Origin of the sequence: Mesorhizobium loti, from assembly GCA_014189435.1 — a bacterium.
In the GTDB taxonomy this organism is placed as follows: Bacteria; Pseudomonadota; Alphaproteobacteria; order Rhizobiales; family Rhizobiaceae; genus Mesorhizobium; species Mesorhizobium loti_G.
On sequence record CP050293.1, the window covers coordinates 6974571 to 6998727 of the forward strand.

A 24157-nucleotide genomic window follows, 5' to 3' on the forward strand; every position below is an offset into this window, starting at 1 on the left:
TAATGTTGAGTAAGTTGCGCCAATTGCCATAAAAAAGGGCATTCGGGAGGAAAGTGTTGAGCGACTCCGGCCGCCAGCGTCAGATCGTCGAACTGCTGCGGGATCGCCCGTTCGCCTCGGTGCGCGAGCTGCAGGAGCGGCTCGGCGTTTCGGCCGCGACGGTCAGGCGCGACATCGACAGGATCGACGAGGCTGGTGAAGCACGGAAGGTCTATGGCGGCATCTCGGCGCTCGAAGGCGCTTCCCAGGCTGAGGTCGCCTATGCCAGGCCCTATGACGAGAACCGCGACCTTGCGGTCGAGGCCAAGCGGCAGATCGCAGCTCTCGCGGCGACCATGGTGCGCGACGGCGATGCGGTCATCGTGCATGGCGGCTCGACCTGCTTCCATCTCGGGGTCAAGCTCGCCGAGCGCAACATCCGCCTTTACACCAACTCCATGCCGCTGGCGGCCTATCTCAGCGACCACGGCCATTGCAGCCTGACAGTTGCCGGCGGCGACCTGCATCGCGAACCCGGCATCATCCATTCGCTCAGCCAGGCCGTGCCCTTCTACGCCTCGAAATTCTTTCTCGGCGCGCAAGGCCTTGGTCAGGAAGGCGTGATGGAATCGCATCCGCTGCTGGTGCGCTCCATCATCGATCTCAGCCTGTGCGCCGACCAGATCGTGGTGCTGGCCGACAGCCGCAAACTGTCGATCCATGCACGCAACGTCGCGCTGCCGCTTTCCCGCATCGGCACGCTGGTCACCGACGACGGCCTCTCCGACACCGATGCGCGCATGCTGGAAGATGCCGGCGTCATGGTGCGGATAGCCTCGGGAGCCATCCAGTGAAGGTGGCGGTCCTCGATTTCGGCAAGACCAATTCGAAGCTGTTCGTCTTCGGTCAGGACGGGCGCATCATCGACGAGCGTCGCACGCAGCCGAAATGGGTGCGCCAGGGCGGCTTCAGCGTGCTCGACGAGACAGCGCTCCACGATTGGGCACTCAGTGCCGTCGCCGATGCTGTCGACAGCCACGGCGTCGAGGGGCTGATGGTTTCGGGCCATGGCTGCACCTTTGCCTTGATCGACGAGGCGGCGCTGACGCATCCGATCCTCGACTACGAACAAGAGCCGCCGGCCGAGATTGCCGCGCGGATCGATCGCCGCATTCCGGATTTTGCCGAGACCTTCTCGCCGCGGCTGCCGCTCGGCTTCAACTACGGTCGCCACATGCTGTGGCTGCAGGAGGTCGATCCGGACACGTTCGCGGCGTCGAAATCGATCCTCGGCTATCCGCAATACTGGAGCTGGCGCCTTGGCGGGCGGGCGGTTTCGGAAGTGTCCTATCTCGGCTGTCACTCGCATCTATGGGCGCCGCGCAAGCGCGATTTCTCCTCGCTGGTCGACGCCCAGGGCTGGCGCGACCGGATGCCCTCCTTCGAGCGCGCCGGCGCCGTGACCGGCCAGCATTACCTTGGCGGGACGGCGCGGCCGGTTGCCATTCACAATGGCGTCCATGACTCGAATGCGGCGCTGCATGCCTATCGCCGGCAGGAGCTCGGCCCGGTCACCGTCGTTTCGACCGGCACCTGGGTCATCGTGCTCAATCCGGACTGCCCGCTCGACGTGCTCGACCGGGATCGCGACATGCTGGTCAATGTCGATGTCGATGGCGGCCCGGTGCCGACCATCCGCTTCATGGGAGGACGCGAATTCGCGACCATCAGCGCCGGCTGGCAAGGCGAGATCGGCCTGTCCTCGATCCAGCGGGTGATCGACGCCGGCATCATGGCGCTGCCGAGCTTCGCACCGGGCGGGCCGATGTCCGGCCATTCCGGCCGGCTGGTCGGGCGCACGCCCGATGCCGAAGAGCGCGCGGCGGTCGCGCTGCTCTATGTCGCGCTGATGGTCGATCTCTGCCTCGACCTCATCCATTCGAACAACACCGTGATCGTCGATGGCGGGCTGAACACAGGCGGCCTGCTCGCCGGGCTGTTGGCTGAGCTGCGTCCCGGCCAAGCTTTCCTGCAGGGTGCCACGCTGGAAGGCAGCGCCACGGGCGCGGCGGCGCTCGCCTTCGAGAGCGTCGGGCGCGAATTCGCCGCCGAGGTTCCGGAGCCGGTGCGTGCGTCGCGTTTCACTGGATTGGCCGGCTATCGCAGTGATTGGCGTGCCTTCGCCGTGGACCGTGGCATCGCCGGTGCGGCGGTGGGAGGCGCGCGATGAGTGCGGCCGCCAAGGTCGAGGCGGCGCGCCAGCCGGTGCTGGAAATGCGGCACATCTCCAAGACGTTCGGCGCCATCCGCGCCTTGCAGGATGTCTCGCTCAGCGTCCATGCAGGCGAGTTGCACGCCTTGATGGGCGAAAACGGCGCCGGAAAGTCGACGCTGATGAAGGTGCTTTCAGGCGCCTATCGGCCTGATGCCGGTGGCGAGATCCTGATCGACGGCATGCCCGCCGTGACAGGCGATCCGATCAAGGCGCGCGCCAGCGGCGTCGCGGTGATCTATCAGGAGCTGTCGCTGGCGCCCAATCTGACGGTGGCGCAGAACATCTTCCTCGGCAACGAGCCGCGCCGCTTCGGCATCGTCGACCGCGACGAGTGCACCCGGCGCGCCAGAGAGATCATCGCGCGTCTGGGTGTCTCCTTCTCTGCCCGCGACATGGTCTCCAGCCTGTCGCTCGGCGAGCGTCAGCTGGTCGAGATCGCCCGCGCGCTGTCGACCAATGCGCGCATCATCGTCATGGACGAGCCGACCACGTCGCTGACCTCGCGCGAAACCGACCGGCTGTTCGAGGTCATTGCGACGCTCAAATCGCAAGGCATCGCCATCATCTACATCAGCCACCGCATGGAAGAGGTCTACCAGCTCGCCGACCGCGTCAGCGTGCTGCGCGACAGCGGTTATGTCGGTACGCTCGAGCGCGCCGAACTCAGCGCCTCGCGCCTCGTCTCGATGATGGTCGGCCGCGATTTGTCCGTCTTCTACAAGAAGGACCATCGGCCGCCGGACGCAAAGCGCGCGGTGGCGCTCTCGGTGCGCGGCATGTCCGACGGCCGTCTCCTGAAGAACTGCTCGTTCGACCTGCACAAGGGCGAGGTGCTGGCGCTGGCGGGCCTGGTCGGCTCCGGCCGCACCGAGCTTGCGCGGCTGATCTTCGGCGCCGACAGGCGCACCTCCGGCACGCTGGAGCTCGACGGCAAACCTGTAACCATCGGCTCGCCGCGCGAGGCGCTGGATGCCGGCATCGCCTATCTGACCGAGGACCGCAAGGAACTCGGCCTGTTCCTCGACATGTCGATTTCCGACAACATCAGCATGGGCGTGCTGGCAAGGGATTCGCGCGCCGGCGGCTTGCGCGACTTCGCGGCCGCCGAAAGGCGCGCTTCCAAGGCTGTTGCCGATCTCTCCATCCGCACCGGCTCGGTGCAGGCCAATGCCGGCTCGCTGTCGGGCGGCAACCAGCAGAAGGTGCTGCTCGCCCGCCTGCTCGAAACCAAGCCGAGGGTCGTCATCCTCGACGAGCCGACCCGCGGCGTCGATGTCGGGGCGAAATCGGAAATCTACCGGCTGATCGACAATCTCGCCAAGCAGGGCATCGCCATCCTGATGATCTCCAGCGAACTGCCGGAGGTGATCGGCGTCGCCGACCGCGTGCTGGTGATGCGCGACGGCACGATATCGGGCGAGGTGACGGCATCGCAAGGCGAGCCGCTCAGCCAGGAGAAAATCATGGAACTTGCAACGGGAGCGGCTCAGCAATGACCGACAAGGCGACCGAGACCAGCGCAGGCGACCAGGTCACCGGCACAAGCCGGCGGCTGCGCACCGCTTTCGCTGCCCTTGGCATGCTGCCGGTGCTGATCCTGCTGGCGGCCGGCTTCCAATTCCTGAACCCGCGCTTCCTGACCGAGACCAATCTGCTGATCGTCACCCAGCAGTCGTCGATCAACATCGTGCTGGCGGCCGGCATGACCTTCGTCATCCTGACCGGCGGCATCGACCTGTCCGTCGGCGCCATCCTTGCCGCCTCGGCGATGGTCGCGGTGATGGTGTCGCTGGTGCCGGACTGGGGCCTGCTCGGCGTGCCGGCGGCCATTCTGGTCGGCCTCGGCTTTGGCCTGATCAACGGGCTGCTCATCGCCTACATCAAGCTGCCGCCCTTCATCGTCACGCTCGGTTCGCTGACCGCGGTGCGCGGTGTTGCCCGCCTGCTCGGCCAGGACACGACGGTGTTCAATTCGGACCTGCCGTTCGATTTCATCGGCAACGGTTCGCTGTTCGGCATTCCCTGGCTGGTCATTATCGCGCTATCGGTAGTCGTGCTGTCCTGGCTGGTGCTCAAGCGCACCGTGCTCGGCACCTGGATCTATGCCGTCGGCGGCAATGCCGAAGCGGCGCGGCTGACCGGCATCAAGGTGCCGCTGGTGCTGCTCTTCGTCTATGGCGTTTCCGGCATGCTGGCCGGCCTTGGCGGCGCCATGTCGGCGGCCCGGCTTTACGCCGCCAACGGCCTGCAGCTGGGCCAGTCCTACGAGCTCGACGCCATTGCCGCGGTCATTCTCGGCGGCACCAGCTTCGTCGGCGGCGTCGGCTCGATCTGGGGCACGCTGATCGGCGGCCTGATCATCGCGGTGCTCTCCAACGGGCTCATCTTGGCCGGTGTCTCTGACATCTGGCAGTACATCATCAAGGGATTGGTCATCATCGTGGCGGTCGCCCTCGACCGCTACAGGCTCCAGGCAGGAGCAAGAACGTGATTGACCTTAGTCGCCGGCGTAAACGACCGGTTTGTGTAACGCACCGTGAGAGGCGCGGGGCAATCGGAGGAAAGCAATGAAGACCATCGCCAAACTGCTCTGCGGCGTCGCACTCGCGTCGCTCGCCATCGCGCCTGCTTCGGCCAAGGACCTCAACAAGGTCGGTATCTCGGTCGGCCTGCTCGGCAACCCCTTCTTCGTCGCCACCATCAAGGGCATCGAGGACGCGGCCAAGAAGATCAATCCGAAGGTCGAGGTGACCTCGGTATCGGCCGACTATGACCTCAACAAGCAGGTCTCGCAGGTCGATTCGTTCATCGCCGCCGGCGTCGACGTGATCATGCTCAATGCCGTCGACGCCAAGGCGATCGCGCCGGCTGTGAAGAAGGCGCAAGCCGCAGGCATCGTCGTTGCCGCTTTCGACGTTTCGGCGCCGGGCGCCGACGTCACGGTGATGACCAACAACGTCAAGGCCGGCGAAGAGGCCTGCCAGTACCTGGTCGATCATACCGGCGGCAAGGGTGACTACGTCATCCTCAACGGCCCGGCATCGTCGTCGATCCTGGAGCGGGTGAAGGGCTGCAAGAACGTGCTGGCGCAGCATCCCGACATCAAGATCCTCTCCGACGACCAGAATGCCGAAGGCTCGCGCGACGGCGGCCTGAAGGTGTTCCAGTCGCTGCTCACCCGCTTCGACAAGATCGATGCGGTGTTCGCCATCAACGATCCGACGGCGATCGGCGCCCAGCTCGCCGCCAAGCAGCTCAATCGCGCGGAGTTCATCTTCACCGCCGTCGACGGCGCGCCCGATATCGAGAAGGAACTCTCCTCCGGCACCTCGATGATCAAGGCTTCGGCCTCGCAGGATCCCTATGTGATGGCCGGCCAGTCGCTGACGATGGCGGCCGAGCTTCTTGCCGGCAAGAAGCCGGCGGAGCCGATCGTGCTGCTCGACCCGAAGCTGATCACGGCCGAGAACCTGAAGGACTACAAGGGCTGGACCGCGGCCCGCTAGACTTCCACCAGTAGAGTGCGGCCGGGATCACCCGGCCGCACGTTTTGTCCAGGCATCGGTTTCCGCTTCTGGGTCCGATGCTGCGCAGAAGCCGGGAGACGATGATGTCGCGCATTGGAATCCATTCTTTCGTCTGGTCGGCGAGCTCGGCACAGGCCGATCTCGAGCGGACGCTGGCCAACACCAGGGAGGCCGGCTTCGACCTCATCGAATTCTCCTATCTCGACCCGGCCGATGTCGACATCAGCGGGCTTGCCAGGCGCATCGCCGATCTCGGCCTCGGCGTCGCGATCAGCATCGGGTTGCCTGGGGATGGCGACATTTCGAGCTCCGACAAGGCGATTGCCGCGCGCGGCGTCGAGATCCTCAACGACACCGTCGCGCTGACGCGCGATCTTGGCGGCCAGAAGATTGGCGGCATTCTCTCAACCAGCCACGGACTGCAGACGCTGGCGCCGACGCGCGATCAATGGCAGCGCAGCGCCGGCACGTTGGCGAAGGTCGCCGAGACGGCCAAGGCGGCCGGCGTCACGCTCAACCTCGAGATCGTCAACCGCTTCGAAAGCAACCTGCTCAACACCGCCGCGCAAGGGCTGGCCTTCATCGAGGATACCGGCTCGGACAACATCTTCCTGCATCTCGACACCTTCCACATGAACATCGAGGAAGCCGATGTCGGGCTGGCCATCCGCCATGCCGCGAGTAAGATCGGCTACGTCCATATCGGCGAGAGCCATCGCGGTTTCCTCGGCACCGGTAATATCGACTTCGCTGCAATCTTCGATGCGCTGACGGCCATCGGCTACAGCGACGACCTCAGCTTCGAATCCTTCTCGTCGGAGATCGTCGATGAGAACCTGTCGAAGAAAACCGCCATCTGGCGCAATCTGTGGACAGACAATATGGCGCTCGCCAGGCACGCGCGCGCCTTCATCGGCCTCGGGCTGGAGACGGCGCGGCGCAAGGCCGAACTTGTCTCGGCACAACACAAACCCTAGACCCCGCCCGTCGAACCGGAGGCGCAAGCGCGCCATGCGCCGCATGGCGCCGGCATTGCCCGCGGCAGGGGCATCGGCTATCTGACCGTCCAGGCACATAACGCCGGCACAACGGACCAGACGGAGCCAAGGACATGACACGCAGCACGATCCTCAAATTCGGCGCCGTCGAGAACGCGGACGCCGGCGATCTGGCCGGCTGGGTCGTGGTCGAGGGCAAGCCGACCATGAAAACCGCCGTCCAGCACACGACCGAGGACGGCAAGGTGCTGTCGGGCACCTGGCAGGCGACGCCCGGCACCTACCACGCGACCTACACCGACTATGAGTTCGTGCACATGATCACCGGCCGCATCATCATCACGCCAGACGGCGGCACGCCTGTTGAAGTCGGCGCCGGCGACGCTTTCGTGGTGGAAGCCGATTTCAAGGGCACCTGGAAGATCATCGAGCCGGTGACGAAGCATTTTGTCGTCAGGGTCGGCTGAAGCGGCCTGATTGCGTGGGCCGCCGTCGGTTGGCGCCCCTGGCGGGTCTTTGGCGCGATGGTTGCCCGCTCTGCTAGACGCGGCTTTCCAACGGCCATGATGCTGGGCCGGTCAGGCGGCCTAAACGCCGCATTGACCTGGTTGGGCTTCGGCAGTCTTCTTGGGATCGCCCCTGGCGTTCATGGCTGATCGAGGAGACGACAGATGCATCGACGTGGTTTTCTGGCGGCTGGTCTTGCGACGGTTCTTGTGAGCGGGCGTGCCGTCGCCCAGATGAAGATGGACGACATGCCCGGCATGGACATGGGTGGCCACGCGGGCCACGACATGGGCGCCGAGCCGCAAGGCGCGGCCGTGCTGCCGGAAGGAGAAGCACTTCGCGAATTGCCCCTGCTGGCGAACGAAGCCGGCACGCCCGGCCTGTTCAAGGCGAGGCTGACGGCCGGGTCCGCCACGGTGCGTTTTGCGGAAGGGCTGGACACGCCGATCCTCGGCTACAACGGCACCAGCCCGGGGCCGCTGATCGAGGCGGTCGAGGGCGACCGCGTTGAGATCACCTTCGCCAACCGGATTGTGGACGAGGCGAGCACCATCCATTGGCACGGCATGCCGGTGCCGGCCGACCAGGACGGCAATCCGATGGATCCGGTCGCGACCGGCACCGATCGCACCTACAGCTTCGACCTGCCGGAAGGCAGTGCCGGTTCCTACTGGTATCACCCGCATCCGCACGGCAAGACGGCCGAGCAGGTCTATCGCGGCCTTGCCGGCGCGTTCGTGGTCAAGCCGAAGGCCGATCCGATCCCGGCCGCCTATGGCGACACCGTGCTGGTGTTCACCGACCTGCGCCTTGCGGCCGACGGTACCTTGCCCGACAACACGATGACGGACCTGATGAACGGGCGCGTCGGCGACCATGTGCTGGTCAACGGCCAGAAGAATCCTGCACTGACCGTCCCCTTGGGCGCGAAGCGGCGCTTCCGGTTCTACAATGCGACCAACGCGCGCTTCTTGCGGCTCTCCTTCGACGGCGCGCCGATGACGATCATCGGAACGGATGGCGGTCTGCTGGAGGCGCCGGTGGCAGCCGGCGACATCCTGCTCAGCCCGGCGGAACGGCTTGAGCTGGTCGTCTCTTTCGACAAGCCCGGCGCGGCCACGCTTACCACGCTCGAATACGATCGCGGCTGGATGGGCGCTGGACGTCCCGCCGATGCCGGGCTGACGCTCTTCACGGTCAATGTTTCAGAGACGCCGGCCGGGCCGGTCCCGCCCTTGCCCGACAGGCTGCGGCCGATCGCGCAGCTCGGCGCTCCTGCCGTCCGCCGCCGCTTCGTCTTCACCGAAACCATGGCCATGAACGCCAACGGCATGGAGATGGGGTTCCTGATCAACGGCGCCGCCTTCGATATGAACCGCGTCGATGTCGTCGCCCAGGCTGGACAGGTCGAACTCTGGGAAATCGTCAACAAGGCGGACATGGATCATCCATTCCATGTGCATGGGACGCAGTTCCAAGTGGTCGAGCATGAACGCGGTGGCAACATATCAAAGCCGGCCTATCGCGCCTGGAAAGACACCGTCAATGTCGCGCGCGGAGAGACGGTGCGTCTGCTGTTGCGGCAAGACCGGCCAGGGCCGAGGATGTATCACTGCCACATCCTCGAGCATGAGCAGCTCGGTATGATGGGCATTGTCGACGTGCAGGCATAGTCCGGCGTGGGCGCGCTCTATGGCGCGCTGTTCATCAGCGCGTTCCTCGCCGCAACCGTGCTGCCGGTCTCGTCGGAGGCGGTGCTCGCTGGCCTGATCGTCTCGGGCCGCGGTGATCCTTGGCTGCTCCTTGCGGTCGCCACGATCGGCAACACGCTCGGCTCCGTGGTGAACTGGATTCTGGGGCGTGGCATTGAGACGTTGCGGACCAGACGCTGGTTTCCTGTAAGTCCCGAGCGCTATGAGCAGGCAAGCCGGACGTTCCGACGCTTTGGCGAATGGACGCTGCTGTTTGCCTGGCTGCCGGTTGTCGGAGATGCTTTCACCCTTGCGGCGGGCGCGGCACGCGTGAACCTTGGCGTGTTCGTTGCTCTTGTCGCAATAGGCAAGGCCGCGCGCTATGCGGTGATCATTGCGGGAGGATTATGGGTGATCGCGTGAGCCGCCGGCTTCATCACCGACCGCAAGTGGCGCTTGCTCTTCCCGCGAAGCGATGTCCGGCCGCCCAAAGAACATGGTGCGCATGACACCATCGCGAAGCACCAGGAAATGCACAAGCGCAGCCAGCGCGTGAACGCCGACAAATCCGAGCAATATCCAGACCAGCTTTGCATGGATGAGCGCGAAACCCCTTGCCGACAGCGCGCCGACGGATGGCGCCAACGGGACAGGCAAGTTTCCGAAAAGCCGTGCAGGAGGCATGAAAGGCATTGGCCGATAGCCCAGCCATCCCGTTATCAGGACAGCGAGAATCGCAACGTAGAGAAACATGTGGAAGAAAGCCGTCGCAAACCGCATGAACCGTGAGGTTTGCCTGACAGGGGCCCGGGTGAAGATGCGCCAGCAAAGCCTGAGGACGATGACGGCAAGGATCGTCACGCCGACCGACATGTGAAGCGGAAGCCAGTTCATCGTTGCCATCCCCGGCCCGTCCATCGGTCCGAAGGCAATGGCGATTTGCGCCGCGAGAGCGATCACGGTCAGCCAATGCAGCAGACGAATGCCGAAATGCCAGCGCAAGCGAGGATTCTCTTTCACATCCGAGGCCCGACCGTTGTCAAATGCGCGAAGGAGGGCGTGATGGTTTCGTCCACTCCAACGAACCCAATTTCGCAAAAAGGTTGGCGGCTCACTAAGCCTTTGAAATGCATGGTGAACCGAGCAGTCACAGGCGAACCAGTCTCCGTTTGATATTCCCTGATAACAGGCAAAAAACAGGGTATTTACGCGAAACGCTCGATTTGCGTGGTGTGGAAGGGCGATATCATCGTGCGGTTTCAGTTATTTAGGGGAAAATTCCCAGTACGACCTATCAGGGAAATTCGACCAGGTATCAGGCAAATTCTGCCGTCGGCGATGATTTAACAGGGAAATCCGTTGTCGCTATCCGGTGTGCGATTGTCATTAGGTGGGATCGAATTGTCGTTGTCCGGGAACGCGCTGTCGTTTGATGGGAACCGGATGTCCTATAGCGGTTGCGCAGTGAAGAAAGTCGGGAACGGTTTGCTCCTTCCCGAAAACGGGGTGCGATTAGCTGGGATGTGATTGTCGCACTATGAAGGGCAGGGGTTCATTCCAGCCCGCGAGGATCATTTCCAAAAACAACTCGACATATAACGTAAGCGATTGCTAAATTAGTTATTACTTACTCTGCCCCAGGTAATGAGCACGATGCATCTTCCGCGGTTCTTGGTTGGGATGTTCACCACGTCGGCCGTGGTGGCGATCTGGACCTACATAGCAGCGGGGTCCGTCTGGAAGGCGCTCGTCTGGACCGCACTTACGTTGATTATTTTGCAGGTCGGGTATTTCCTCCTGGCTTTCGGGCTTTTCTATCAGCGTTCGACTGAAAGCACGGACGCAAAACCGGAGCCCGCCAGCCCCGTTAAACCACTGCGTCGAGACGATGGTGTTTCATCGCGGTGAATGCCTAATTACCTGAATCTGCGAGGGGCGAAGTGTTCGGCGAGTCCATTACCGTTCTGATGGTCAATGAGTATCCTGACTACATTGATGCACAAGTATGGGCTGCTGAGCTGAAAACCCGTGTGCCGCAGCTGGAGTTCAGGCTTTGGCCAGACGCCGGAAACAAAAGTGACATAGATATCGTGCTGATCGACAAGGGCGCCAGTCCTGGCTTTTTTGACGCCATGACGGGGCTAAGCGCCGTCGTCTATTTGGGGGCCGGTGTCGAGGGGATTGATCTTCAGAGCTTTCCCGAGAGTGTTCCGCTCATCAGGCTCGCAACGCGTGAGCAGGCTTCGGAAGTGGCGCAGTACATCGTCCTTCGCGTTCTCTGCCAGCAACGGCATGTTGCGGATTACATGAGCCTGCAAGCCCGCAAGCTTTGGAATCCGATCGCGCCGCGGAAGATCTCCGAGACAAGAATTGTTGTGCTGGGTGCGGGCCGGATCGGTGGCTGGGCCGCAAAGCTGTTTGCGGACTTGGGATACGACACGGCAGTCTGGTCTCGTCATCAAAAGACGCTTCCCGGTATACATAGTTACTTTGGCCGTGCCCAGCTTGCGGACGCACTCACAAGTCGGGACTACGTTATCTGTTCACTTCCCCTGACTGGTGACACTCGTGGGATACTGGACTCCAGTGCCTTTGGAAAAATGAAGCGAGGTGCCTACCTTGTGAATGTCGGCAGGGGCGCGCATGTCAACGAAGCCGCCCTGATCGGCGCTCTCGACGAAGGTCAGCTTTCTGGTGCTTGTCTTGACGTGTTTGAGCGTGAACCGCTGGAGGCTTCATCGCCGTTGTGGACTCATCCCAGGGTGACCATCACACCTCATGTCGCGAGCTTCTGGGTGGATTCTGGAATCGACCAGGCCGTCGATCTCTGCGGTCAAGTCGCTAGAGGAGAGCCTCTGTCCAATAGGATCGACCTAGAACGGGGTTATTGAATCGAAGTAGCGTCTTTACCCACTTTAGCAGGTTCCGATATTCATGAAGTGCGGACATCAGCGCGTGCGTCACCCGGCTATTGCATGGGCAGCCGAGTGGATACCTCCGCATACGGGGCATTAGGGGGACGGCAAGCCTGGAGGGGCCGGTCCCATAAGGAATTCAAGCTCAAGGAAGGCGACATGTATACGTGTTCCAAGGGCAAGACCGACGGCGACGAACACGAGCAAGGTGGTCGGCATCCATCGCATTGCCGTCCTGATACCTGCCTAGGAGGTGGTGTTCCGGCCGGATATTCCCGGCGCTTCTGCGATCCGGCCGGCCTTAAAAAGCGTGCTGGGGAGCATCCGATGAAGCGGCTGGCCGTCTTTGGCATGCTCGTGGCCCTGTCGAACCTCTCAAATGCTCCGAGTCCGGCCGGACCGGGCCAGGGCGGTTTCCGGCCTTATGTAGCAAAAGCATGCCCTTGACGCTCTGTTCCGCGTGAACCCAGCGGTGTGACGCCGGCCTGCTCGAGATCGGCGATATCGGATCCGCGTTCGCGATCCCTGTAATGCTTCACAAAACCTGTGTGGTACACGATTTAGCGCAAAGGTTTCCCGCACTGGGCGTTTTCAAAGACTTGGCTTAGTGCGCGACGTGCCGCATCCCAGGTTCCGGCTCCTTGACCGCGCATATGGTCTTGCCATGGAGCTTTCCCTATAGTCATGCGCTGTGGAGCAGGCCCAACATCTTGAACGGAAGCTAGTCGCTATCCTCGCCGCCGACGTGGTGGGGTACAGCCGGCTGATGGGGCTGGACGAGACTGGCACCCTCTCGCGGCTCAAGGCGCTCCGGCGCGAACTCATCGAACCGTCGATCGAAGGGTACCATGGCCGCATCGTAAAGCTCATGGGCGACGGTGCTCTGGTCGCGTTCGAGAGCGTCGTCGATGCGGTAGCCTGCGCCGTCGAAATCCAACGGGTCGCCGCGCAGCAGAACCTCGGTCTTCCCGAAGATACCCAGCTAGTGTTCCGTATCGGGATCAACCTTGGTGACGTCATCATCGACAAGGACGATTTCTACGGCGACGGCGTCAACATCGCGGCCCGGCTGGAAGGACTGAGCGATCCTGGCGGCATCGTCATCTCGGGAACGGCCTACGATCAGGCTCACAACAAGCTCGGCCTGACCTTCAAGTCGCTCGGCGAACGGCGTCTCAAGAACATTCCGGAGCGGGTCCGCGCCTATCGGGTTCTGCTGGAACAGACCGCAGGAGCCAATAAGTCGCGCTCTCGGCGATGGCCTGTGATCGGCGCCACGGTGCTCGTTTTGGCTCTGATAGCGGGGATTGCGGTGATGCTCTGGCCGCAAGCGATTGCCCTGCTGCCCGGTCACGGTTCCCCCCGGTCGGTTCGTCGGTCGGCAAGCCCTCCATCGCCGTGCTACCGTTTACCGATCTTAGCGAGAAGGCAGGCCAGGATTATTTTGCGGAAGGGCTCGCAGACGATCTCATCACCGATCTCTCGAAGATCTCGGGGCTCCTCGTCATCGCACGCAACTCCGCGTTCTCCTTCAACGATCGATCCCTCGATATCGACAAGATCGCGGAACAGTTGAACGTCCGCTACGTGGTCGAGGGCAGTGTCCGCCGGGAGGGCGACGCAGTCCGGATCAATGTTCAGCTCATCGATGCCAAAACGGGGAGCAACATCTGGGCCGAGCGCTATGACCGCGATTACTCCAAGATATTTGCCCTTCAGGACGAAGTGATCGGACGCATCGTCGACGCTCTCTCGGTGCGCCTGACGGAAGGCGAAAAGGACCAGATCAACCGCCTGCCGACCCGAAATCTCGAAGCGTACGATTTCTACACCCGCGCCGAGCAGAAAGCATACGCGGTCGACTTCAGGTCTCTCGGTGAGGCTCTGTCCCTCTATAAAAAGGCCATCAAGCTCGATCCTGTGTTCGCGGACGCCTATTCGGGCTATGCTCGGGCCACCGTGGACGTGCTCGGCTTTGATTTCCAGACGGTCATGCTCAGCGCCGTCGCCCGCCAGCGCGCCTATGAAGCAGCGGGGCGGGCACTGGAGCTCAATCCCCAGTCCTCGCGCGCCTATGCAGTTCTCGGCATCCTGCAGATGCTGGATGGCGAAATCGACGAGGCGCTCGCGTCCGTCAAGAAAGCCGTCGGGCTCGACCCGAACGGCGCGCAGGCGGAGCTCAACCTGGCGATCGTGCTGACCTACGCGGGACAGAACCCGGAGGCGCTGGCGGCGATGGGACGTGTGTTGCAGCTCGACCCAAAGCCACGCGCCCAAGTCTTCGACTATTACGGCTTCGTGCTCTACATGAACCATCAATACGAGAAGGCACTGCAGGCGCTGAGCGAAGTTCCGTCGGAGGAGCGCAGCGATATCGGCCTCGAGACGCTTGCCATGGCAAATGCACGGCTTGGCCGCATGGCCGAGGCGCACGATGCGGCTGCAGCAATCCTGAACAAGGTACCCGAGCAGAACCTCGCTGCTTATCGTGTCGTTTACGCCCACCATCGGCGCGAAGAGGACCTCGATCACCGGCTGGACGCCCTTCGCGCCGCCGGGATTCCCGAGCGGAGCTTCGATTTTCGCGGGCGGGCGGAGGACCGCCTGGATGCCTCCGCGATACGAGCCCTAACAGGTGATCGGACATGGGTCGGACGTCAACACAATGGTGCGACGTTCGTCATGGAGCTGAGTGCAGATGGAGATTTCGCCCTGAGTTCGCAAAGCAGCATCATCACCGGCGCGTTCAGCGTGGATGGCAACCTCTTCTGCACGCAATCCACCGCAACCTTGCTCGGCCGCAAGTTCTGCGCCCCGGTCTATCGCAATCCCCAAGGGAGCAACGAGACGCAGGACGAATATGTTTGGCCGGACTCCGTTTCCGTCTGGTATTTCTCGGTGTCTCGGTGACGGGCTCCATGCAACTCGCGGGCTCGCAACCTCGCGCCTGAGCTAATTGGCTGCCTCTCGGGCCTTGAATTCATTCGCCGCCACCGCCGGCCATTGGGCTTCCGCCTTCGCAATGACAGGGGCCGGGTTGGCATCGAAATCCTCCTCCAAGCCCTCCTTCCCAGAGAAAAGGAAGAGCTTGCCATCGACAATGCGGAAGGCTTCCGGGTCAAGGTTCGCCGATGCCTCCTTCGCGGACATTCCACCCGTGCAGAAGCCGCCGAACTGAGGAGCGTAGCGCACCGGCTGGGAAATGAAGGCATCACGATGTTGGACGCTGGCGAAATACCAGGTCGCTCCGAGCCACTTCTTCGAGATCTTGGGCGAACCCATCGTCGCGCGACCATCTGTGAAATATGCCACCGGATCGTAGCCAAGTATGGCGACGTTGCCGAAGTATCCGGTGTTCACTCCGTCGCCAGCGTAGGATACCCCAGTGCCGAAGAGCAGGAGAGACGCGGCGGCCAGTCCCGCGCAAAGCATGCTGTCAAACGTCTTGGAACGGTTCTCTGTCATGTTCCTCTCCCGTAACCTTCTCGATGTCAGTTGCCGAGCGCGATGCACACCTTATACGACGACCCCATCGTCTCCCTAGGTTGGCATTTTGCGCCGTGCTTCTTGAGCAAGACCATCACGTCGGCGCTCTGAAAAAATGTCGCGCGGCTGAGAGGCGTGTACCCGTATTCCTGGATTGCCTCTAGCTGTGCGCCGTGCGCGAGCAACAGTTCCGCGATGGCCGTCTGGTTCTCCTCTGCTGCCACATGCAGCGGCGTGATCTTGTGCGTGCTCAACGCGTCGACCTCGGCCCCGTGGTCGAGCAGCAATTTTGCGATGTCCAGGCTTCCTGAGTAGGCTGCCGCATGTAGCGCGGTGAAGCCACGATCGTTGCGGGCTTCGATGTCCGCCTTGGCCCCGATCAACGCAATGGAGACCTCGGTCTTGCCGGCAAGCGCCGCATCGATTAGCGGGGTCTGACGGCTCTCGTCGCGATCGTTCACATTGGCGCCTTGTGCCAAGAGTTCGGCAACCTTTCTGGCATCGCCCTCCCGAGCAGCGTCGTTGAGCGGCCCGGCCGTCACCGCACCGACGGCAAACCAAGAAATGAAAGCAACGACCAGAGCCCGACTGACAAGCAGAAGCCAACCGGTTTCGAAAAGCCTGACCCGGATCGGGAAGGCCATCGGCAGCAACAATCGCCTGTAGACCGTCATCGTCTAACCCTCCGGGCGCTCGCCCGCGGATGGACGTGTATAAGATCAGTCTAATACATTTGGCGCAGCGGAGCCATAGGGTGTCCAGATTGTGCGCGAGTCGGCGGCTGAGCTTCTTCCCGGAGGTGCCGGAACGCGAGATCCACTCCCAGTTGCCCCACCGTTCCGCTGCATGCCGGGTAGATCTCTCTGGGTGTTGGAATGGCGACTTTGGAAAAATCTCGGGGGCCAGAACTGCGAATCACCACCGTCCGGTTTGGCTTCTTCTCGTGTTTCCAAACCGTCGTACGGCTGGAACAGCCAGCTCTATGGCTCGTGAATGAGTGCAATTATTGCACTCATTCAAAACGCCAAATCCTAAAACGGCTCTAAAACGGTCTTTGAACGGGGTTTGAACAGTCGAGGGCGCCGAGCGTCTCGCAGTTATCTACCTTCTGTTTGCATGGGTGGTATGGAGGCACAGACGCACCATGGCAGCCGCCGCCGCCGGTCCGCGCCCCAGAAGCCGCTGGCGCACCCGTCTCGCCAAAATATGGCCGGCAATCGTGATCGCGTTCCTGACAATCACCTTGCTCAGCACTCAGCCCGCGCTAACCCTGGGAGCATCGCTTCGTGGATCGGCCGTTCTGCTGACCACCTTGATGTTTCTCGCCGCGCCGCATCTCGACGCAATGATCGGGAACTGGGCGCAGCGCGGATTGGAGTCCCCTGACATCTCGATCTTGGCAGCGGCAGGGCGACAGACCGCCCGCTTCGCCGTCGTGGCTATCATGATTGCCATGCTGGGAACACTATGGGCGACACCGCTGGCTGCCGGGTTCGGCATAGATCTGCGAGAGGTCGTCAAGGGCGCATCCGGTGTGGCGCTGATCATGTTGGGGGCGGCGTTTATGTGGAACGTGGTAGGCACGGGGACGGCTCGCGCCATGCGCGCGGAGTTACCCGCAGCGGGTGTCGACGAGGAGGTGGGTGCACCGCGCTCACGGCTGGGCACGCTGGTGCCGCTGCTCAGCGCGATCGGCAAATCGAGCATTGTGGCCTTGGCGCTGCTCTCGATCCTGGTGTCGATCGGGGTCAATGTCTGGCCGCTGATCGCCGGCCTGAGTGTGTTCGGACTTGCCATTGGCTTCGGTTCGCAGACGCTGGTGAAGGACCTAGCCCGTCTTATGCACGACGTTGCGTCTGAGAGGTTGGCGGATGTAGCCTAAGCGATTGATTTAGCGTAGGATTCGGTTGTCTAAGCCAACCCTGCCACCGCCTCTCGCGAGCCACACCCGCCATGACCGATGATACGTTGCTGCCGCTCTCATTTCCAGCCGTTGGACGCAAGAAGATCACAGCTGCGTTTGACGGCGGACGCATCACCTCGGATGGTGGCGTCATGCTTTTGGCAGCGGCCGAGCGACGCCTGCAACTGGCCGACAGGCTGGCCGCCGCGATCCACGATCCGCGCGATCCAGCGCGGGTGACGCACGCCATGGCCGACATTGTGCGCGCCCGCATCTTTGCGATCGCATGCGGCTACGAGGATGCCAACGATCTCGACCGGCTGCGCACCGACCCGGCCTTCAAGCTCGCCTGCGGGCGGCTGCCCGACAGCGGGATTGATCTGTGCTCGCAGCCGACATGCTCGCGCCTCGAGAACCTGCCCGACCTGCGCACCGTCATCCGGCTCGGCTGGGTGCTGGTCGATCTGTGGCTGTCGAGCTATGCCGCGCCGCCCAAAAGCGTCACGCTCGACATCGACGACACGGTGGATGTCGTTCACGGCCATCAGCAGCTCTCGCTGTTCAACGCCCATTACGACGAGCGTTGCTTCCTGCCGATCCACATCTACGACGCCGCGACAGGACGCCCGGTCGCCATGATCCTGCGTCCTGGCAGGACCCCGGCGGGCAAGGAGATCCGCGGCCATCTGCGCCGGCTTGTCCGGCGCATCCGCGCCCGCTGGCCGACCACCCGCATTCTGATCCGCGGCGATGGCCACTATGGCCGGGCGCAAGTCATGGCATGGTGCGAGGACAATGCGGTCGACTACCTCTTCGGATTGCCCGGCAACAAGGTTCTCCAGCGTCTCGTTGATGAAGCCGCCGACGATATCCGCACCCGCCGCGCGCTCGAGCAGAAGCCGGTGCTGCGCGGCTATGCCGAGACCCGATACAAGGCGAAATCCTGGAGGACGGAACGCCGCGCCTGCGCCCGCATCGAGGCAACCACCCTCGGCCTCGACATCCGCTTCGTCGTCACCAATCTCGACAAAGGCTCCGCCGAGCATGTCTACGATGTGATCTACTGCGCCCGCGGCCAGGCCGAAAACCTGATCAAGATGCACAAGAGCCAGCTCGCCTCCGACCGCACCAGCTGCCGCTCACCGATTGCCAACCAGGTCCGTCTCGTCCTGCACACCGCCGCATACTGGTTGATGCTCACCCTGCGCGAGGCAGTGCCCACGACCCATCATCTGTGCAACGCCGAGTTCTCTACACTGCGGCTCAGGCTTCTCAAGCTCGGCGCCCGCGTCACCGAAACCGTCTCGCGCATCCGTCTGGCCTTCGCCGCCGCCTGTCCCGAAGCAAGTCTGTTCCGAACGATCGCCATCACGCTGCAGCCCGCAGGGCCATGAGCGCCGGGGCATCAAAGCCCCACCGAACCCGATACCTTGACCCTCCAGCGCGTTCCAAAGTCCAGTCTCAGCTGCGGTGAAAAAGACGCCTCACACCTTCATGACCGAACGCCAAGCGGCAAGGAACCAGGCCGCTCGTGAATAGGACGGGCTAGTCTCCGGGTTGTTTTTCCTGATCGACGATGCGTTCCGCTTTGGCGAATATATCGAAACGTCAGGCGCCAAAGGGACCGTAGAGAAAATCTCGGTCCGGTCGGTTTCGCTACGCCATCAGCGCGGTGCCTTGGCGACAATTCCCTATGGCCAGATTGGCAAGATCCAGAATTTCAGCCGCGACTGGATGATCGAGAAACTGACCTTTCGCGTTGCATTGAACACCGATGTCGAGAAAGTCCGCAAGATTTTCAAGAAGATCGGCCAGGATATTTCGGACAATCCGGAACTTGCCGGAGATCTGCTCGAGCCGTTCAAGAGCCAGGGAATTGCCGAACTTGAGGACGGCACATTGGTCATCCGGGCCAAATTCAAGGCGAAAGCAGGCAAACACATATTGATCCGCCGCGCCGCGTTGACCGCAGTACACCAAGCATTTCAGGAACACAGCATTCAGGCCGTCCCAAAGCCACTGACATCTAATTTCGGGGCATCTGCGTGAGCATACCGGCTAGTCATGATCGCGCCAGCGGTTGCTACGCACGCTGGCTCCAAGATGCCGCGATCTCCTTTCTCAGCTGCGGATCACCTCGCGGCCGCCGCCCGCCGCGCCGCTCGCGCGCAGACGCGCGACCACAGTTTGAATGGAAAGGCGATCATCCGCGTTCGTCCGTGAGCGACACGCGCCTATCGATGCACGCACCCGGCCGGCATTGTCCTGATCGGCAGGGTGCCGAAGGCGATCGACGGGCGCCAAGAGCCGTATCTGAATCTATGCCCCTTTCACGATTCTCGGTTTGGTCGGTCGTCGGGATTGGGCGGCGCTCTCGAGGGCCAGGGCCAGCCGCTTCTCGTCTTCGATGGCGCGATCGACTGCCTCAATTTCCTCTTGGAGCGCCTTCAGCTCGGCTCCGTAGCTGGAGCCGTCGCTGTCCCCGATCTGAAAGCCACTTGCCCGCATTGCGTCGCGAGTATGGTGCACGTTACGGACTCCTTCGCGTCGAGTCGCGACCAGGATTTCCCTGAACTCATCAAGACGTTCAACATGACTGCGAGTCATTGCGTTCTCCTATTTCTTCGTCATCGTCGCCGACGGCCATTCAGAACGGCGGGACCTCGCGGCGCAGAAGGTCTAAATGACTACAGGAGATACTCTCGACAAAGCATGAGTGTAAGCGCGTAGGCATCCCCACGTAGCGTGCAGGCGGTTGATCGCTCATTTTCAGCATGAATCATGCGGAGAATCCTATGAGCGACAGTATGAGCCATCATCGAACATTCGAGATTTTGACGGCGGAGCCTGTGCCGTCCCGACGCAAGCCGCGCCATCGGTCGGACGAAGAGAAGGCACGGCTTGTCGCCGAAGCGTTCTCGCCAGGGGGCAATGTCTCGGCGGTTGCGCGTTCCGAGGGGCTGGACCCCTCGCAGCTCTATGCGTGGCGCCGCAAGGCGCTTTCGTCGGGCATGGTTGCGCCACTGACGGAGGGAGCGAGCAAGCCGGCGAAGTTCACGCGCTTTGAAGCGGTGGGCAGCGACACGGTGGAAATCGTCATTGGCGACGCAGTGGTGCGCGCCGGCGGCGATGTCGATCCCGATCGCCTGGCGAGGATCATCCGCGCGGTTCGTAAGGCATGATCGCTTCCGGTGTGGTGGTTTACGTGTCGTGCCAGCCGGTCGACTTCCGCAAGGGCGCGGCATCTTTGATGGCGCTGGTCAGGGATGGCGGCCTGGACCCATTCTCGGGGGCACTTCACGTATTCCGTTCGAAGCGTGCGGACCGGGTTCGCATCGTGTGGTGGGACGGCAGCGGGGTTTGTCTTTATTCGAAGACTCTGGAAGATCACAGCTTCTGCTGGCCGGGGATATCGGCCGCGCGCATGCGTCTCGACCACGCCCAGTTGATGGCGCTTCTGGCCGGACTGGACTGGAAAAAGATTCGTCCGGCCAGGGTCAGGCGGCCGTTATCGACGGGCTGAAACCGGCCTGCGGCAAGATGAATCATGCGGCTGGAACGGTTGGGAAAGCGGCTGTTTTTGTGCTCTGTTGCTTGCCATGGTTCTACCGGGTCTTGCCCTTCCCGACGACGTTGATGCGCTGAAGGCGATGATCCTTTCCATGGCTCGCGAGCAGGCTGCAAGCGAGGCCCGGATCGCAGTCGCCGACGCTCGGATCGCAGCATCTGAGGCGGAGGTCGCCCGGCTGAAAGCTGTCGAGAAAAGCGCCAGCGAGCGGATCGCCAATCTCACGTCAATCCTGAAAGTTTTACAGCGCACGCAACATGGCACGCGTTCCGAGCGGCTACGCCTGGCCATCGACGACGAGCAGGCCTCCTTTGCCTTCGAAGAGGTCGAGACCGGCCTTTCGGAAATCCGGAGCGAACTCGACCGCGCGGTCGGGAACAAGCCGAAGCGCGCCCCGCGTCCGCGCAAGGGCTTTGCTGCCCACCTCGAACGCATCGAGGAGGTCGTCGAGCCGGAAATCCCGGCCGACTGCGAGGGGCTTGAAAAGGTTCTGATCGGCGAGGATCGATCCGAGCGGCTGGACGTCGTGCCGCCGAAGTTCCAGGTCATCGTCACGCGCCGTCCCAAATACGCCTTCCGGGGCCGTGACGGCGTGGTCCAGGCTCTGGCGCCGGCGCACATCATCGAAAGCGGCCTGCCGACGGAGCGGCTGCTCGCCTATATCGCCGTCTCCAAATACGCCGACGGCCTCCCGCTTTATCGGCAGGAGGCGATCTATCTGCGCGACGGCGTCGAGATCAGCCGGTCGTTGATGGCGCAATGGATGGGGCATCTGGGCTTCGAGCTGCAGATGCTTGCTGATTACATACTGGAGCGCATCAAGGAGGGCGAAAGGGTCTTCGCCGACGAGACGACCTTGCCCACCCTTGCCCCTGGTTCCGGGAAAACCACGAAAGCCTGGTTGTGGGCCTACGCACGGGATGACCGACCCTATGGCGGAACCAGTCCGCCAATGGTTGCCTATCGTTTTGAAGACAGCAGAGGTGCGGATTGCGTGGCGCGCCACCTCGCCGGATTCAGCGGTATCCTGCAAGTGGATGGCTACTCGGCCTATACCAACCTGGTCAAGGCACGGGCCAAAGCCGGCAGCAATGAAACAATCCGGCTCGCCGGGTGCTGGGCTCACCTGCGGCGCAAATTCTACGACCTGCACATCAGCGGGGTCTCGCAGGCCGCGACGGATTCGATCATCGCCATGACCGAATTGTGGAAGGTCGAGGACGAGGTTCGCGGCAAGGATGCCGGAAGCCGCGCCGCGCTGCGTCAGGAAAAGTCCGTGGCCATTGTCGCGAGCCTCTTCGATCTATGGGAAGCGGAACTGGGCAAGGTCTCCGGAAAATCCAAGACCGCCGAGGCGATCCGCTACGCGCTCACCCGGCGGGAGGCGCTGGAACGCTTTCTGATGGACGGTCGCATCGAAATCGACTCCAATATCGTCGAGCGTGCAATCAGGCCCCAGACGATCACGCGAAAGAATAGTCTATTCGCCGGCAGCCACGGCGGTGGACGAACCTGGGCGACGGTAGCCACCTTGCTGCAAACCTGCAAAATGAACAGCGTCGATCCGCTCGACTGGCTCTCGCAGACCTTGACCCGCATCGCTCAAGGCTGGCCGGCATCCGAAATCGAAATGCTCATGCCTTGGAACTTTAGGCCTGACGTTATCGGCTGACCGCTTACGCATGAGTGCGGAAGCTCAAATTTGAACGTCTTGCAATAACGTGGAGCGCGACAGGCGGAAATTGGCTTAGGACCCGACCGATCACTGTCTAGTCTAATCGCTAGATTCTTCGGCCGAGCACGTCTGCTGCCCGGCGTCCGATCCGCTTATCGCTGTTCCGTAATGATGTTCTGCGACTTCGATGGGCGCCTAAGGCTGGACGTGCGCTCGAACATATGGATGCCAGCATAGCCATATCGCGTTTTCGTCCCTTGGGCGGTACCGTTCCGCTCGGCTACTGTGCAGTTGATAAGAAGCTGGTGGTTGATGAAGCGGCAGCGACAATCGTCCGGTCGATATTCCAGCGTTATCTGGAATTGAAGTCAGTGCTGGCCTTGGCCGATGAGCTTAATCAAAGCCAAACGGTGGACGGGTCCACGCCGCTTCGAGCCCGGGTCAGTCGCGGACGACTCTATCACCTGCTTTCAAACCCCGTTTACATCGGCCAGGCTCGTCACAAAAACACATGCTACGAAGGCGCTCATGAGCCGATCGTAGACGCGGAATTGTTTGCATCGGTTCAGGCACTGTTGAAGGAGCAAGGGCCGAAACGCCGTTCCCGATCGAATGCCCCGGACCTGCATCTGCTTACGGGCCTCCTCTTCGATGAGACAGGCGACAGATTGAGCCCTGCCTATGCGAACAATCACGGCAAACGCTACCGCTACTACATCTCCAACCGGCTGAAGGTCGCAAGGCGCAAAGACGATACCTGCTGGCGAGTTCCAGCCGACGAACTGGAAGCGTTCGTCGATCAGCAGCTAATTGCTTTGCTCAAAGGCAAATCACTGCTGGCTGAATGGATCCAGCGATACGCCTCTAAGGAGGCGATCGCGAGCGGGTTGAACAAGGCGGACGGGTTCTTGAGCGACTCGCCAGGATGTAGTGCAAAGCGTAGATCGATCGTCAAAAGCGCGATCCTGAGGATAACGCTTTCGTCCCAGACGATTGAGCTCGCAATCAACCCTGCTGCTTTGGTGAGTGTGATCCTAAGATCACAGGGCGGCAACGGACAATCCGATTCTACAAACTCCCAACGACCTGTCACCGCGGCAGAGACTCACAAAATCACCATCGCATACCAGGTTCAGAGGCGTGGAAATGAGGCGCGCTTGATCATTGGAAATCAGCCAACGCGCGAAAAAGCTCCTGACCCGAGCCTCGTCAACCTGCTGGCTAGGTCGCACTCGATGCTGTCGGCGCTCACAAATGGATCGGCTCGAAGCATCTCTGGACTCTCGAAAGCTACCGGTGTCCATCGCGCTGACCTAAGCAAGGCATTGCCGTTGGCCTTCCTCTCTCCGGCGATCGTGGGCGACATCTTGGCGGGCAACCAACCTGTCAGTCTAACCGCCCGGCGGCTCGCTCGGATCGCCGATCTTCCGGTTGATTGGAACCGGCAACGCCCCCTCCTAGGCTTTTAGTCACAGCCCAAATCTACCCAGCTCCATCCGGCGAGAGACATAGGCGATCCCCTGCATCAGTCACGAAAACAATAGGGCACGGAAAGCCAGTCACAGAGACGGACCTTCAAAACTCGGCGGAAACAGAGACGGATTGCGCGGCTCAGCCCGACCGTTCGGAGACT

At 62.1% G+C, this 24157-nt stretch carries 21 protein-coding genes and 2 pseudogenes; 19 read left to right on the plus strand and 4 right to left on the minus strand.

From position 1 onward, the window contains the following. Positions 1-56 precede the first annotated feature (56 nt). The 9 genes from HB777_33510 to HB777_33550 all read left to right on the plus strand — a co-directional run bounded on the left by HB777_33510 (position 57) and on the right by HB777_33550 (position 9400). Entirely contained in the window at positions 57-833 is a 777-nt protein-coding gene (locus HB777_33510; GenBank protein QND68391.1) for a DeoR/GlpR transcriptional regulator, read from the plus strand. After that, complete coding sequence (locus HB777_33515) at positions 830-2209, plus strand: carbohydrate kinase (GenBank protein QND68392.1); 1380 nt, start codon at positions 830-832, stop codon at positions 2207-2209. The genes HB777_33510 and HB777_33515 overlap by 4 nt, the downstream gene beginning before the upstream one ends. Continuing rightward, on the plus strand, positions 2206-3750 hold the full coding sequence (locus tag HB777_33520; GenBank protein ID QND68393.1) for a sugar ABC transporter ATP-binding protein: 1545 nt from the start codon (positions 2206-2208) through the stop codon (positions 3748-3750). The genes HB777_33515 and HB777_33520 overlap by 4 nt, the downstream gene beginning before the upstream one ends. Further along, complete coding sequence (locus HB777_33525) at positions 3747-4745, plus strand: ribose ABC transporter permease (GenBank protein ID QND68394.1); 999 nt, start codon at positions 3747-3749, stop codon at positions 4743-4745. The genes HB777_33520 and HB777_33525 overlap by 4 nt, the downstream gene beginning before the upstream one ends. 76 nt (positions 4746-4821) lie before the next feature. After that, on the plus strand, positions 4822-5760 hold the full coding sequence (locus HB777_33530) for an ABC transporter substrate-binding protein (protein ID QND68395.1): 939 nt from the start codon (positions 4822-4824) through the stop codon (positions 5758-5760). 104 nt (positions 5761-5864) lie between these two features. Beyond that, positions 5865-6758, plus strand: a complete 894-nt coding sequence (locus HB777_33535; protein QND68396.1) for a sugar phosphate isomerase/epimerase — start codon at positions 5865-5867, stop codon at positions 6756-6758. A gap of 134 nt (positions 6759-6892) precedes the next feature. After that, entirely contained in the window at positions 6893-7246 is a 354-nt protein-coding gene (locus HB777_33540) for a cupin domain-containing protein (protein QND68397.1), read from the plus strand. A 204-nt stretch (positions 7247-7450) separates the two neighbouring features. Continuing rightward, positions 7451-8959 (plus strand): multicopper oxidase family protein, encoded by a 1509-nt coding sequence (locus tag HB777_33545; GenBank protein ID QND68398.1) that lies wholly within the window; start codon positions 7451-7453, stop codon positions 8957-8959. A gap of 6 nt (positions 8960-8965) precedes the next feature. After that, positions 8966-9400, plus strand: a complete 435-nt coding sequence (locus HB777_33550) for a DedA family protein (GenBank protein ID QND68399.1) — start codon at positions 8966-8968, stop codon at positions 9398-9400. Here the strand turns inward: HB777_33550 and HB777_33555 are convergent. Next, positions 9383-9979 (minus strand): cytochrome b, encoded by a 597-nt coding sequence (locus HB777_33555; GenBank protein ID QND68400.1) that lies wholly within the window; start codon positions 9977-9979, stop codon positions 9383-9385. The genes HB777_33550 and HB777_33555 overlap by 18 nt on opposite strands. Before the next feature lie 651 nt (positions 9980-10630). Here HB777_33555 and HB777_33560 point away from each other — a divergent pair. The 3 genes from HB777_33560 (at position 10631) to HB777_33570 (ending at position 13468) form a co-directional block, all read left to right on the plus strand. Further along, positions 10631-10885, plus strand: coding sequence for a hypothetical protein (locus HB777_33560; protein QND68401.1), 255 nt, complete (start codon positions 10631-10633; stop codon positions 10883-10885). 32 nt (positions 10886-10917) lie between these two features. Beyond that, entirely contained in the window at positions 10918-11868 is a 951-nt protein-coding gene (locus HB777_33565) for a glyoxylate/hydroxypyruvate reductase A (protein QND68402.1), read from the plus strand. A gap of 790 nt (positions 11869-12658) precedes the next feature. After that, a complete protein-coding gene (locus HB777_33570) occupies positions 12659-13468 on the plus strand; it encodes an adenylate/guanylate cyclase domain-containing protein (GenBank protein ID QND68403.1) in 810 nt (269 codons plus the stop codon). Positions 13469-14844: 1376 nt separating this feature from the next. Here HB777_33570 and HB777_33575 read toward each other — a convergent pair. Both HB777_33575 and HB777_33580 read right to left on the minus strand, forming a co-directional pair. Further along, on the minus strand, positions 14845-15324 hold the full coding sequence (locus HB777_33575; GenBank protein QND68995.1) for a hypothetical protein: 480 nt from the start codon (positions 15322-15324) through the stop codon (positions 14845-14847). Positions 15325-15383: 59 nt separating this feature from the next. Then, a complete protein-coding gene (locus HB777_33580) occupies positions 15384-16022 on the minus strand; it encodes an ankyrin repeat domain-containing protein (GenBank protein ID QND68996.1) in 639 nt (212 codons plus the stop codon). Positions 16023-16477: 455 nt separating this feature from the next. Between HB777_33580 and HB777_33585 the strand changes: the two are divergent. From HB777_33585 to HB777_33595, 3 genes and pseudogenes are all read left to right on the plus strand, one after another. Further along, positions 16478-17209: pseudogene (locus tag HB777_33585) on the plus strand (mechanosensitive ion channel). Between the two features lie 122 nt (positions 17210-17331). Next, positions 17332-18675 carry an IS1380 family transposase gene (locus tag HB777_33590; protein ID QND68404.1) on the plus strand — a complete coding sequence of 448 codons (1344 nt, stop codon included), beginning with the start codon at positions 17332-17334 and terminating at the stop codon, positions 18673-18675. Between the two features lie 151 nt (positions 18676-18826). Then, positions 18827-19330, plus strand: a pseudogene (locus HB777_33595) (mechanosensitive ion channel). Between the two features lie 270 nt (positions 19331-19600). Here HB777_33595 and HB777_33600 read toward each other — a convergent pair. Continuing rightward, on the minus strand, positions 19601-19888 hold the full coding sequence (locus HB777_33600; protein QND68405.1) for a hypothetical protein: 288 nt from the start codon (positions 19886-19888) through the stop codon (positions 19601-19603). A 188-nt stretch (positions 19889-20076) separates the two neighbouring features. Here HB777_33600 and HB777_33605 point away from each other — a divergent pair, with 188 nt between their 5' ends. The 4 genes from HB777_33605 (at position 20077) to HB777_33620 (ending at position 23993) form a co-directional block, all read left to right on the plus strand. After that, positions 20077-20463: a transposase gene (locus HB777_33605; GenBank protein QND68406.1), complete on the plus strand. Its 387-nt coding sequence runs from the start codon at positions 20077-20079 to the stop codon at positions 20461-20463. Next, positions 20460-20804, plus strand: a complete 345-nt coding sequence (tnpB, locus tag HB777_33610) for an IS66 family insertion sequence element accessory protein TnpB (protein ID QND68407.1) — start codon at positions 20460-20462, stop codon at positions 20802-20804. Before HB777_33605 ends, tnpB begins: the two co-directional genes overlap by 4 nt. 76 nt (positions 20805-20880) lie before the next feature. Then, on the plus strand, positions 20881-22521 hold the full coding sequence (locus tag HB777_33615; protein QND68408.1) for an IS66 family transposase: 1641 nt from the start codon (positions 20881-20883) through the stop codon (positions 22519-22521). Positions 22522-22745: 224 nt separating this feature from the next. After that, the gene (locus HB777_33620) at positions 22746-23993 is read left to right on the plus strand and encodes a hypothetical protein (protein QND68409.1); all 1248 of its coding nucleotides are present in this window, start codon (positions 22746-22748) and stop codon (positions 23991-23993) included. Positions 23994-24157: the final 164 nt, after the last annotated feature.

Bases quoted from the DNA above. Each gene is read 5' to 3' on its own strand.
- HB777_33520 (QND68393.1), top strand. From the start codon at position 2,206: ATGAGTGCGGCCGCCAAGGTCGAGGCGGCGCGCCAGCCGGTGCTGGAA.
- HB777_33525 (QND68394.1), top strand. From the start codon at position 3,747: ATGACCGACAAGGCGACCGAGACCAGCGCAGGCGACCAGGTCACCGGC.
- HB777_33530 (QND68395.1), top strand. From the start codon at position 4,822: ATGAAGACCATCGCCAAACTGCTCTGCGGCGTCGCACTCGCGTCGCTC.
- HB777_33535 (QND68396.1), top strand. From the start codon at position 5,865: ATGTCGCGCATTGGAATCCATTCTTTCGTCTGGTCGGCGAGCTCGGCA.
- HB777_33540 (QND68397.1), top strand. From the start codon at position 6,893: ATGACACGCAGCACGATCCTCAAATTCGGCGCCGTCGAGAACGCGGAC.
- HB777_33545 (QND68398.1), top strand. From the start codon at position 7,451: ATGCATCGACGTGGTTTTCTGGCGGCTGGTCTTGCGACGGTTCTTGTG.
- HB777_33560 (QND68401.1), top strand. From the start codon at position 10,631: ATGCATCTTCCGCGGTTCTTGGTTGGGATGTTCACCACGTCGGCCGTG.
- HB777_33570 (QND68403.1), top strand. From the start codon at position 12,659: ATGGGGCTGGACGAGACTGGCACCCTCTCGCGGCTCAAGGCGCTCCGG.
- HB777_33575 (QND68995.1), bottom strand. From the start codon at position 15,324: ATGCTTTGCGCGGGACTGGCCGCCGCGTCTCTCCTGCTCTTCGGCACT.
- HB777_33580 (QND68996.1), bottom strand. From the start codon at position 16,022: ATGGCCTTCCCGATCCGGGTCAGGCTTTTCGAAACCGGTTGGCTTCTG.
- HB777_33590 (QND68404.1), top strand. From the start codon at position 17,332: ATGACCGATGATACGTTGCTGCCGCTCTCATTTCCAGCCGTTGGACGC.
- HB777_33600 (QND68405.1), bottom strand. From the start codon at position 19,888: ATGACTCGCAGTCATGTTGAACGTCTTGATGAGTTCAGGGAAATCCTG.
- HB777_33605 (QND68406.1), top strand. From the start codon at position 20,077: ATGAGCGACAGTATGAGCCATCATCGAACATTCGAGATTTTGACGGCG.
- tnpB (QND68407.1), top strand. From the start codon at position 20,460: ATGATCGCTTCCGGTGTGGTGGTTTACGTGTCGTGCCAGCCGGTCGAC.
- HB777_33615 (QND68408.1), top strand. From the start codon at position 20,881: ATGGTTCTACCGGGTCTTGCCCTTCCCGACGACGTTGATGCGCTGAAG.
- HB777_33620 (QND68409.1), top strand. From the start codon at position 22,746: ATGGATGCCAGCATAGCCATATCGCGTTTTCGTCCCTTGGGCGGTACC.